This window comes from Pseudoalteromonas tetraodonis, assembly GCF_002310835.1.
Taxonomy (GTDB): Bacteria; Pseudomonadota; Gammaproteobacteria; order Enterobacterales; family Alteromonadaceae; genus Pseudoalteromonas; species Pseudoalteromonas tetraodonis.
Window position 1 is genome coordinate 3,362,608 of record NZ_CP011041.1, and the last position, 12,657, is coordinate 3,375,264.

5 protein-coding genes, 3 rRNA genes and 1 pseudogene are annotated in these 12,657 nt (G+C 42.7%); 2 read left to right on the plus strand and 7 right to left on the minus strand.

Translation table 11 applies throughout. The features are described from left to right. Positions 1-31 precede the first annotated feature (31 nt). Together PTET_RS15670 and PTET_RS15675 are read right to left on the minus strand one after the other, a co-directional pair. Positions 32-1,501: a tetratricopeptide repeat protein gene (locus PTET_RS15670; RefSeq protein ID WP_096038886.1), complete on the minus strand. Its 1,470-nt coding sequence runs from the start codon at positions 1,499-1,501 to the stop codon at positions 32-34. Positions 1,502-1,639: 138 nt separating this feature from the next. After that, positions 1,640-2,920 carry an acyltransferase family protein gene (locus PTET_RS15675; protein WP_096038887.1) on the minus strand — a complete coding sequence of 427 codons (1,281 nt, stop codon included), beginning with the start codon at positions 2,918-2,920 and terminating at the stop codon, positions 1,640-1,642. 181 nt (positions 2,921-3,101) lie between these two features. On the opposite strand from PTET_RS15675, the gene PTET_RS15680 reads away from it, so the two are divergent. Together PTET_RS15680 and PTET_RS15685 are read left to right on the plus strand one after the other, a co-directional pair. Continuing rightward, positions 3,102-3,965 carry a LytR/AlgR family response regulator transcription factor gene (locus PTET_RS15680; protein WP_096038931.1) on the plus strand — a complete coding sequence of 288 codons (864 nt, stop codon included), beginning with the start codon at positions 3,102-3,104 and terminating at the stop codon, positions 3,963-3,965. Positions 3,966-4,031: 66 nt separating this feature from the next. Next, the gene (locus tag PTET_RS15685; protein ID WP_096038888.1) at positions 4,032-5,303 is read left to right on the plus strand and encodes a LysM peptidoglycan-binding domain-containing protein; all 1,272 of its coding nucleotides are present in this window, start codon (positions 4,032-4,034) and stop codon (positions 5,301-5,303) included. Positions 5,304-5,845: 542 nt separating this feature from the next. Here PTET_RS15685 and rrf read toward each other — a convergent pair. From rrf to PTET_RS15715, 5 genes and pseudogenes are all read right to left on the minus strand, one after another. Beyond that, a 5S ribosomal RNA gene (gene rrf / locus PTET_RS15690) occupies positions 5,846-5,960 on the minus strand. 135 nt (positions 5,961-6,095) lie between these two features. Then, positions 6,096-8,982 (minus strand): 23S ribosomal RNA (locus PTET_RS15695). 293 nt (positions 8,983-9,275) lie between these two features. After that, positions 9,276-10,809 (minus strand): 16S ribosomal RNA (locus PTET_RS15700). The 16S, 23S and 5S rRNA genes sit together here, the layout of an rRNA operon. Before the next feature lie 608 nt (positions 10,810-11,417). Further along, positions 11,418-11,905: pseudogene (locus PTET_RS15710) on the minus strand (choice-of-anchor I domain-containing protein); the annotation flags it as partial. A gap of 80 nt (positions 11,906-11,985) precedes the next feature. Next, entirely contained in the window at positions 11,986-12,591 is a 606-nt protein-coding gene (locus PTET_RS15715; RefSeq protein WP_096038890.1) for a DUF1240 domain-containing protein, read from the minus strand. Positions 12,592-12,657: the final 66 nt, after the last annotated feature.

Sequence of the window (12,657 nt, forward strand, 5' to 3'; positions counted from 1 at the left end):
CCGTTTACGGCGATATTTAATTTATATTGAGCTAGCCTTTAATTCCTAATTCAACCCTTAATTGCTCAATATCTTTATGTTGCTCAAAATACTTCACAACAGCTTGAATCTGCTGTTGCTTTATGCCTTCAAAATTATCGGTTAGGTAATCTTTAATCTCACTAAAGTTCCACGTTAAGTCCGTCGCTGTTGGGATTTTGGTTAAGGCAGTAAACACCTCCTCAATCGTTTTATCGTTAAGTAAAAAACGAATAAACTGCATCACAGCTAAGTACTGTGGGTTATCTGAGTATTTTTCTGCTTGTGCAACACGAGTAAGAACCTGTTCTGGCGTTTCATAAAGTAAAGCCTGTTCAGCTATATTTGTTCTTGAGTTAGCTATAGTTTTTTGAATCTCTTCATTCGATGAGCCTTTGAACTGCTCAATCAAGGTTATAAAGCTGTTTAGTGCATCATCAAACTTCCCTTGCTGACCATAAGTAACGCCTTGGTTATACATCGCTCTAGCCACTTGAATTTGAAGCTCTTCATTCGATGAACCTTTGAACTGTTCAATCAAGGTTACGTAGCTGTTGAGCTCTTCATTTGGCTTACCTAGCCTCCCATAAGTAACGCCTTGGTTACCCATTGTAATGGCATAAAGCTTTGGCTCTTGTTCGCTGTCAACTAGCCCTAATACCTTATTCCAGGCATTGAGAGCCTCATTATATTCACTATTAGCGAACGCATTTATACCAGCTTTAAACCATTCTTGAGCTGTTTGATATACTTTCGGTTTATTATGTTTGGTAGCTGTATTGTCTTCTTTATTTCTTTTCGAGGTAACAACATCTTTGTTTTCTGCTAAGAGGGCGTCCCAAGCTTGTTGCTGTTCTTGCTTGACTTTTTCCAGCGCAGCCCTTGCCTCTGCTTCTAATTTCTCAGCTCGATCTTTTAGCTCAAGGCTCACCTCTTCAAGCTCAGTTTTGGTATTTGCGATTAATGTATCTTTATTCTCTAATAACCACTTTTCCATATGACTTTCTGAGGCTATATTAGCAGCCTGCTTGGCTTCGTATACCGCTCTGTTTTTTGCACTAAAACCGAGAGCGATTGCAGCAACCGTGATAATCAAACCAAAAATAGTCAATGCCAAGCCCCACATATTAGTATTACTTGCTATGTCAGAAATCCGCCCATCAACCCCATTCAACTGATTAGTTTGCAGCTTTTCTTGCGCTTCGAGTTTAGTTTGTAAGTTAGCAAGTTGAACTTTGAGTGTTTGCTGCGCCGCTTCTAAGGTCTTAATATCATTACCGAGTGATTTTTGTTGCTGTAGCTTTTCATCTAGTCGAACAAGCTGGCTTTGCATACTAAACAGTTGCTGATACATCAAATCTTGGCTATTGTGCGTATTAGCAATAATAGGAGCAGAATTTACAGGCGTTGAATTAGGTGTTGTTGTAGCAAAAGCTGCGTTAGTCAAACACCATAAAAATACAAATAGTAAGAAAAAACGCATCAATCATCCCTAAAATAAGTTTGCTTTGCCAAAGTTGTAGTTATAACCACATAGTAGCCTTTTAATCTAACCGAGTTTTGTAGCACATACCACTTAAAACCAAGTATTTATAAAATATTCTAAGCTATTTTTTTGATGCTAAATCAACCTAAATATCAGCGGGCTTACCAATATTAGTCCGCAACCAAAGCCCACTTTAACTTGCCATGCTTTATATTTACCTGTGACTTTAATCCCTAACATCGGGCTTAATAAGTCGATACGGCGCGCAGCAAGAAACACCAGCCAACAAATAATGAAAGTGAGGCTGAGTATAAGTAATGGCTCCACAAAACCACCTAATTGCAGCTTCGACAAATAAAAGGCAAGGCCAATAATCACACTTTGATGTAATAGATAAAAAGGGAATACTGCACAGTTTAATAAAGCCAGTTTAGGGTGATCGTGATTCAAAAAACGTTGTGCTAGTGCCAGCATTAACAACACGCCCATTAACCGTTGCGCAGTATACAGCATATCCATGCTGGTAATTTGCCATTGGCTAGCAGCAGGGTTTTGCCAAATCGTGTGATAACCCAGCACGACAACTAAATAACCTAAAATAAATACCACGAATAGCACTCGCCAATGGCGAAGTAGCTGGCTATAAAATGTAGGCTGCCAAGCAAATAAGTAACCATAAAGTAAGAACAGCGCGCCCATGGGGTATCTAAATGTGTCGCTCGGCCAGCTCAGTTTTAAAATACACAGCGGCAATAGCAATACAATAAAAATAGTAAATAACGAGCGCCCACATAAACGCGTGATTATTGTATGCACAGTAGCGTGATGAAGCAGCGGCATCGCTAGCACTAGCAATAAAGTAAATTGCCATAACGAACGCAAGTACCAAAGATGGTTTACATCGACATGAGGCCAAATCCCTGCTTGATAGTGATTAAATAAAGGGTTAGTTAAATTAAAGAACTGCTGGTAGAACTGCCAAAAGCTCATAGCTAAACCAACCTCTTGGCTCATTTGCGCATAAAGCTGAATAGGCACTATAAACCAAATGCCAAACAATAAAGGCAGTAATATTTTTACACTTCGCGTAGTTAAAAACATACCTAGACTAAAGCGCGCAACAATAAAGCGCAGCGCCACACCTGAAATAAACCAAATTAATCCCATCCGCCATGGCGACAATAAAAGCATGACGTTTTCAATACCGCTGGATAAGTACTGACTTTTAAAATGAAAGCCCCAATTTTCACTGTATAACATGCCGGCGTGGTAAAAAATTAATAAGCCAAAGGCAAGTACTCTCAGCCAATCTAAATCATAACGGCGAGATGGTAACTCTTCACCTTGATTAAATACATTTAACCATGGCTGCAATAGCTTACGTGTTGTGTTTTTAATTACTATTTTAAGTTTCATGATAGATTTAGCTTACGACTAATTAATAACAACTATGAACAACACTCTGCGTTAAGCAATCACAAAAGGCTGATAAAACAGTCAGTGGGGATAAGCGGTGGATATCAGGGATGATAAGTTTGGTGATCTATCACTATCTTGCTAGTCTAATGATGGTCTTTTAAGAGTTACAATAATAATGATCACTTTATCGCACTTTCAGCGCTATCAGAGATGGTATGCGGCATTATTTTTATCTAGTTATATTTTTATAAACAACACGATTAATGCCAGCTCAAATATTATGGAAGCCCAACGTGATGGCGCACTTCCTTTTATGATCTGGGAGCCCTTTGTGTGGGAATACTCGAGTGCTATTAGCACTTTATTATTGTTTCCGGCTTTAGTTTGGTTATTAAAAGCTAAGCCCTTTAATTGGCAAAAAATCTCTCATTCAATATTACTGTACTTAGTAGCGAGCATTGCTTTTTCGTTATTACATATTGGTATTATGGTCGCTATCCGCAAACTCATTTACACCGTGCAGGGTATGCAATATGACTTTGGGTTAGTATGGTTTGAGTTACTTTATGAATACCGCAAAGATTTGTGGGGATTCTTATTTTTGATTGTTGTTATTAAAACCTATCAATATGTCGTGAGCCAATTAACAGGTGAAGCAGCCCCGATCAGTCAAGGCGAAGATACTGCTGAACATGTAAACTTAGACAGGCTACTGGTAAAAAAGCTGGGAAAAGAATTTATTGTCCGCGTAGCACAAATAGACTGGCTTGAATCTAGCGGTAATTATGTAAATCTACATATTGGCGCTCGAATTTACCCTTTTCGTGCAACCATGACACAACTTATAACTCAGTTAGAACCACAAGGATTTTGCCGCATTCACCGTTCTCATGCGGTTAGGTTAGACGCGGTTGAATCAATCACGCCATTAGCAAGTGGAGATAGTGAAGTAAAACTTACAACAGGAAAAATACTTAACTTATCGCGTCGCTATAAAGATCAATTTAAGGAACTGTTAAATTCAACTACAAGTCATTCTTAACTCACGCTATGTTAAGCTAACCTGCTTTAGGTTAGCCACATTCATTTTTTCGGAGTAGTTTAGTACGTGCCTTTAAATCGATTTATCCGCATTTTGCCATTAGTGTTAATTTTATCCGGTTGTGAAACCACACCCGAACAGCCATCTTCACAACCTGATATTAAAGCTAACCCGAATATTGTTGTTAAAGAACAAAACGAAAATATTGAGCAAATAGCTCCCTTAAGTCCTCAGAAACTCGATGATGTGTGGCAACGCATCCAAACGCAGCTTACATTTGCCAATTCTAGCCACCCAGATGTACAGCAACGTATTGCATGGTATTTATCGCACCCAAATTACATGGATGAAATTAGTCGCCGTGTTGAGCCTTATCTTTATTATATAGTCACAGAGGTTGAAAAGCGGAACTTACCCATAGAATTAGCATTAATGCCGCTAATTGAAAGTGACTTTGATGCCAGTGCCTATTCGCACAAGCATGCATCTGGACTTTGGCAATTAACGCCTGCCATTGCTAAATATTTTAAAGTGCAAATATCCTCTTGGTATGACGGACGTCAGGACGTAATAGACAGTACCCGAGCAGCGTTGGATTTTATGGAATATTTACACAGGCGCTTTGATGGTGATTGGTATCACGCTATAGCAGCCTATAACTTAGGTGAAGGTCGTGTACTTAGAGCAATTAGTAATAATAAAAAACAAGGCAAACCCACTGATTTTTTCAACTTAAAACTGCCCAAACAAACCAGTCAGTACGTGCCAAAATTACTAGCTGCGGCACAATTATTAAAAAGCCAAAAAATGGCTTTTCCTACAATTTCAAACAGCCCAACAATTGCAGTATTGCCTATTGATGACGCTGTTATTTTAGATAACCAAAAGCAATGGCAGCAACTTGAATTTTTAAACCATGGTGTGATCCGCTTTCCAGCAATTATTGATGCGCCCCACATTGTTGTTCCAGTTGCTGAACAAACACAATTTAAAGACATGCTCGCTAATCTTGATTCCAATGATTATAGTAAGTGGCAACACTACACAGTAAAACGTGGCGATAGCTTAAGTGTTATAGCGAAACGCTACAAAGTGGGTATTAGCCAACTCAAAGCGTTTAACGATCTAAAAAGTAACACCATTAGAATTGGCCAAAAGCTTGTGCTCCCTCAATTAGCCGATACCCAAATTGAACATCAGGTTAAATCGGGTGATAGCTTATGGAAAATTTCCAGTCACTACAAAGTCAGTATTACTAAACTAAAACAATGGAATAACCTTTCGAGCGACCATTTAAAAATAGGTAAAAAGCTTACTGTATTCTTATCTAATCGCTAACGACCTCGCTGATTATTAAATATATGGACTGATGAATTTATCAGCCCATATACCCTTCAAAAGACCTAATACCAACCCGCAATAATACTCAATCATTTTGCGGGGCTAAACGTGTCGCTATCTGTGTTAAAAAATTCTCATTTAGAACAACTAAATAGCGAATTTATTGCCTAGCTATCAACCCGTTTTTCCTGCCTCAAAATAGACCGCTTAATTAAGCGAATTGGTATAAATTTAGATTCGAGCTTGCACATATTTGGCGTCGGCGCGTTCCTTCGTAGTGACCACGCAGTAGAATATCGTAGTGCCCACAGCGGTAGAGAGCCACATAGCAAATACGACACTATCTTTGTGCCAATGCGGCCTTGTGTGAGGCTTGCCTTCGCGCTGTTTTGTTTGATGTATAGGAATACGAATGCCGTGAAGTACAGGATGTACGAGAGCGGCCACTAATGAGTTCGGCATGGGCTCTTGGTTTTTTTATTAAATCCCAAACAGCAAAAAACCCGCTACATCGCTGTAACGGGTTTCTCTTATTTGGAGCCTGGTAATGTCCTACTTTCACATAGCAAATGCTACACTATCATCGGCGCTGTTTCGTTTCACTACTGAGTTCGGCATGGGGTCAGGTGGGTCCAAAACGCTATTGTCACCAAGCAAATTTGGTGTAAGTTCGATTTAATCAAGCTTACTAAAATTTGGAATTCTGATAATAAAGAGTAATCAAGTAATCTACTTTAGTTATATTAACTTCTTCGCTTAAACTATCACATAAAACGCGTTTGGCGTTGTATGGTTAAGCCTCACGGGTAATTAGTACAAGTTAGCTTAATGGCTCACACCACTTCCACATCTTGCCTATCAACGTTGTAGTCTTCAACGGCCCTTCAGAGACTTTAAAAGTCTAGTGAGAACTCATCTCGAGGCCTGCTTCGCGCTTAGATGCTTTCAGCGCTTATCAGTTCCGAACGTAGCTACCGGGCAATGCCATTGGCATGACAACCCGAACACCAGCGGTTCGTTCACTCCGGTCCTCTCGTACTAGGAGCAACCCCTCTCAATTCTCAAACGCCCACGGCAGATAGGGACCGAACTGTCTCACGACGTTCTAAACCCAGCTCGCGTACCACTTTAAATGGCGAACAGCCATACCCTTGGGACCGACTTCAGCCCCAGGATGTGATGAGCCGACATCGAGGTGCCAAACACCGCCGTCGATATGAACTCTTGGGCGGTATCAGCCTGTTATCCCCGGAGTACCTTTTATCCGTTGAGCGATGGCCCTTCCATTCAGAACCACCGGATCACTATGACCTACTTTCGTACCTGCTCGACGTGTCTGTCTCGCAGTTAAGCTGGCTTCTACCATTACACTAACCGTACGATGTCCGACCGTACTTAGCCAACCTTCGTGCTCCTCCGTTACTCTTTGGGAGGAGACCGCCCCAGTCAAACTACCCACCAGGCACTGTCCGTAACCCCGATTCAGGGGCCAACGTTAGAACATCAAAACTACAAGGGTGGTATTTCAAGGACGACTCCACAAAAACTAGCGTCTCTGCTTCTAAGTCTCCCACCTATCCTACACATGTAGGTTCAATGTTCAGTGCCAAGCTGTAGTAAAGGTTCACGGGGTCTTTCCGTCTAGCCGCGGGTACACAGCATCTTCACTGCGATTTCAATTTCACTGAGTCTCGGGTGGAGACAGCGTGGCCATGGTTACACCATTCGTGCAGGTCGGAACTTACCCGACAAGGAATTTCGCTACCTTAGGACCGTTATAGTTACGGCCGCCGTTTACCGGGGCTTCGATCAAGAGCTTCTCCGAAGATAACCCCATCAATTAACCTTCCGGCACCGGGCAGGTGTCACACCGTATACGTCATCTTGCGATTTTGCACAGTGCTGTGTTTTTAATAAACAGTCCCAGCCACCTGGTCACTGCGGCTCCAATCAGCTTAGGGAGCAAGTCCCATCACCAATCGGAGCGTACCTTCTCCCGAAGTTACGGTACGATTTTGCCTAGTTCCTTCACCCGAGTTCTCTCAAGCGCCTTAGTATTCTCTACCTGACCACCTGTGTCGGTTTGGGGTACGATTCGGTATAATCTGAAGCTTAGAGGCTTTTCCTGGAAGTATGGCATCAGCAACTTCATCACCTTGGTGACTCGTCTCGTGTCTCAGCCTAACAGCAACCCGGATTTACCTAAGTCACTAGCCTACACACTTTCACATGGACTACCATCGCCATGCTTGCTTAGCCTGCTCCGTCCCCCCATCGCAATTATACCAAGTACGGAAATATTAATCCGTTTCCCATCGACTACGCCTTTCGGCCTCGCCTTAGGGGTCGACTTACCCTACCCTGATTAACATGGGATAGGAACCCTTGGTCTTCCGGCGTGCGGGTTTTTCACCCGCATTATCGTTACTCATGTCAGCATTCGCACTTCTGATACGTCCAGCATACCTCCCGGTACACCTTCAACCGCTTACAGAACGCTCCCCTACCACTCAAAATAAATTTTGAATCCGCAGCTTCGGTGCATAGTTTAGCCCCGTTACATCTTCCGCGCAGACCGACTCGACCAGTGAGCTATTACGCTTTCTTTAAAGGATGGCTGCTTCTAAGCCAACCTCCTGGCTGTCTGGGCCTTTCCACATCGTTTCCCACTTAACTATGACTTTGGGACCTTAGCTGGCGGTCTGGGTTGTTTCCCTCTTCACGACGGACGTTAGCACCCGCCGTGTGTCTCCCGGATATTACTTTACGGTATTCGGAGTTTGCAAAGGGTTGGTAAGTCGGGATGACCCCCTAGCCTTAACAGTGCTCTACCCCCGTAAGTATTCGTCCGAGGCTCTACCTAAATAGATTTCGGGGAGAACCAGCTATCTCCCGGTTTGATTAGCCTTTCACTCCTAACCACAGGTCATCCCCTAACTTTTCAACGTTAGTGGGTTCGGTCCTCCAGTTGATGTTACTCAACCTTCAACCTGCCCATGGCTAGATCACCGGGTTTCGGGTCTATACCTTGCAACTATTCGCCCAGTTAAGACTCGGTTTCCCTACGGCTACCCTAATCGGTTAACCTCGCTACAAAATATAAGTCGCTGACCCATTATACAAAAGGTACGCAGTCACCCAACAAGTGGGCTCCTACTGCTTGTACGTACACGGTTTCAGGTTCTATTTCACTCCCCTCACAGGGGTTCTTTTCGCCTTTCCCTCACGGTACTGGTTCACTATCGGTCAGTTGGGAGTATTTAGCCTTAGATGATGGTCCACCTATATTCAGTCAAAGTTTCACGTGCTCCGACCTACTCGATTTCACTTAAAATGCGTTTTCATGTACGGGACTATCACCCTGTATCGTGGCACTTTCCAGAGCCTTCCATTAACACATAATAAGCTTAAGGGCTGTTCCGATTTCGCTCGCCGCTACTATCGGAATCTCGGTTGATTTCTTTTCCTACGGGTACTTAGATGTTTCAGTTCTCCGCGTTCGCCTCGTTAACCTATGTATTCAGTTAACGATACCTGCAAGCAGGTGGGTTTCCCCATTCGGAAATCCTAGTCTCAAGTGCTTTTTACTAGCTTGACTAGGCTTATCGCAAGTTAATACGTCCTTCATCGCCTCCAACTGCCAAGGCATCCACCGTGTACGCTTAGTCACTTAACCATACAACCCAAACGGGTCTTTGTTGTGTGACAGTTTAACTTCGCCAGAAGTTAATATTGAATACTAAAGTAGATACCAATCAATAAACGTAAACGTTCATTAAATGGCACTGAATGATACTGCTATCATTCTTTTTTACTTTTGAAAACTCTGTACAAATACACTGTATTCATACGAATTTTATTATCAGCTTTTCCAAATTTTTAAAGAGCATATTAATTAGTTAAGCCAGTGGCTTAGCTAACTAACAATCATCTGTGTGGACACTACGAACAAATAAGTTCTAAATCGTATAAGGAGGTGATCCAGCCCCAGGTTCCCCTAGGGCTACCTTGTTACGACTTCACCCCAGTCATGAATCACTCCGTGGTAAACGTCCTCCCGAGGGTTAGACTATCTACTTCTGGAGCAACCCACTCCCATGGTGTGACGGGCGGTGTGTACAAGGCCCGGGAACGTATTCACCGCGTCATTCTGATACGCGATTACTAGCGATTCCGACTTCATGGAGTCGAGTTGCAGACTCCAATCCGGACTACGACGCACTTTAAGTGATTCGCTTACTCTCGCGAGTTCGCAGCACTCTGTATGCGCCATTGTAGCACGTGTGTAGCCCTACACGTAAGGGCCATGATGACTTGACGTCGTCCCCACCTTCCTCCGGTTTATCACCGGCAGTCTCCTTAGAGTTCTCAGCATTACCTGCTAGCAACTAAGGATAGGGGTTGCGCTCGTTGCGGGACTTAACCCAACATCTCACAACACGAGCTGACGACAGCCATGCAGCACCTGTATCAGAGTTCCCGAAGGCACCAAACCATCTCTGGTAAGTTCTCTGTATGTCAAGTGTAGGTAAGGTTCTTCGCGTTGCATCGAATTAAACCACATGCTCCACCGCTTGTGCGGGCCCCCGTCAATTCATTTGAGTTTTAACCTTGCGGCCGTACTCCCCAGGCGGTCTACTTAATGCGTTAGCTTTGAAAAACAGAACCGAGGTTCCGAGCTTCTAGTAGACATCGTTTACGGCGTGGACTACCAGGGTATCTAATCCTGTTTGCTCCCCACGCTTTCGTACATGAGCGTCAGTGTTGACCCAGGTGGCTGCCTTCGCCATCGGTATTCCTTCAGATCTCTACGCATTTCACCGCTACACCTGAAATTCTACCACCCTCTATCACACTCTAGTTTGCCAGTTCGAAATGCAGTTCCCAGGTTGAGCCCGGGGCTTTCACATCTCGCTTAACAAACCGCCTGCGTACGCTTTACGCCCAGTAATTCCGATTAACGCTCGCACCCTCCGTATTACCGCGGCTGCTGGCACGGAGTTAGCCGGTGCTTCTTCTGTCAGTAACGTCACAGCTAGCAGGTATTAACTACTAACCTTTCCTCCTGACTGAAAGTGCTTTACAACCCGAAGGCCTTCTTCACACACGCGGCATGGCTGCATCAGGCTTGCGCCCATTGTGCAATATTCCCCACTGCTGCCTCCCGTAGGAGTCTGGGCCGTGTCTCAGTCCCAGTGTGGCTGATCATCCTCTCAAACCAGCTAGGGATCGTCGCCTTGGTGAGCCATTACCTCACCAACTAGCTAATCCCACTTGGGCCAATCTAAAGGCGAGAGCCGAAGCCCCCTTTGGTCCGTAGACATTATGCGGTATTAGCAGTCGTTTCCAACTGTTGTCCCCCACCTCAAGGCATGTTCCCAAGCATTACTCACCCGTCCGCCGCTCGTCATCTTCTAGCAAGCTAGAAATGTTACCGCTCGACTTGCATGTGTTAGGCCTGCCGCCAGCGTTCAATCTGAGCCATGATCAAACTCTTCAATTAAAAAGTTTTATGTCTTTCGACAGCTCAATGAATTCTGAATTTATTTAATATCTTTCGATATTGAATTGACTGTGCTGAATAACTACCTAAGTAATTATTCTGTTGGTCACTCAGTTTTGATTGAGACTCTAAATTTGTTTGCCTCACTACCTAAGTAGCTTGGCTGTTAGAACTCAATCTGTACGAGTGCCCACACAGATGATTGCTTTATATTGTTAAAGAACGTTGCGATTAAAGCGTTTAACTTTATCTCGCCAGGGCTGCGCATATTACGCCTTCCTATTTTTTTGTCAACACTTAATTTTAAGTTTCTTTTAAAAGATTTAAAAGCTAAGTTTTACTCGACTCACTTACCGTTTGTTCAGCGCTTTTCATTGCTGCCTGCCGGGTCAGTGGATGCGCATTATAGGGATATTCTGGAGAGGGTCAATGCTTTATTTCAGTTTTATTAAATTAATTTCAATTTAGTACAATAACCATACAAAAAAAGGGCTACAGGGCTGTTTTTGATTAAAAAGCATTCACATAAGGCATGATTATTGAGAGGGGAGGAAGTAAAAGCGATTTATAGATAACCGCTACATCGCTTTTACTTAAAACTTTACTAATTACTGAGTTGTTATTTCCCATACGGCAATTGAGCCTGAGATTTCATTACCGACTATAAGCAGTGCTTCGTTTGTTGCACTTTGCGCTGCAGGAACAAATGTAATTCCTTCAGGAGCAAGGTCGCCACTTATATCTGCACTTGGTTCTAAACCACGATTATAGAAGTAATCTTGAAATTTCACATTGTAAGGTTGGTTATATCAAACACCATTATTGCGCCCATACGCTCTAAGCCAACAAAAGCAAACAACCTATCGCCAACCTTACCTAATGTTAGCGCTTCGGGTTCCGCCCCTTTATCATCTGAGCGAGTATCGCCTTTGTTTTCATCTTCGTTATTATTGAATGCATTGCCATGAGCAGAAGCGGTTACTCGTGCAATTTGATCGCCTGAGTCAAACACCACCAGCCCATTGCTATCCCAAATGGTAAATGAGCGTGCGCCATAGACATAAAGCGATTCGTATTGGCCGTCGTTATTCGAGTTGTAGCTAGGCAATAAAAAAGCGAGTTATAAAACTCGCTTTAATAGGGCTTGGCCTGTTACTCATTAAAACGGACTGGCCGCTACATATTATTTATATAATCATCGCGCATTTTTCGAGTTATTTTTATAAACTCTTTTAACTCATCAACGGAAGGTTCAATACCTTGTTGGTTTTTCTGTTCAAACCAATCGGTAACATCACTGATTATGACGGAACCACCCTGTAGGCATAATTCATCATTTTTTAGCCAAACATCGGGACCTCTTAATGATGGACTGGTATACCAATTACAAAAGCTATATCCCTCGAGTGTTAATTTAGACTCAATATAAAAACTATTAGCAATAGATAAAATTATATATAAAGGTATTGCGCGCAGCATAAGCTTTACCATTAACCTTATTGTTTTTTCATTGCGGAAGTTCAATACTTTTTGTAAACCTGCAATTGTCATTAAAACAGGAAATGGAGCCATTACTATTATCGGAGCCAACAAGCCGCTTTCTCGAATATAATAAAGCGACTCATCAAAATAAACATTTTCAACAAACCCATAATAAGAGAAATAAAATAAAGCAATTGTAAATAATATAAAAGCAAACAGGCCTATCACAACAGTTAATTTATGCTCGAAGCTTTGTTCTGTAAAACGTTCCTCGGATTTTTCCCATTCTAAAATAGGCATTGTTTATAGCTCATTTTTATTAGGGTGAAATTTACCTCTGGAAGCCAGAAGAATCCTTTTATAAAA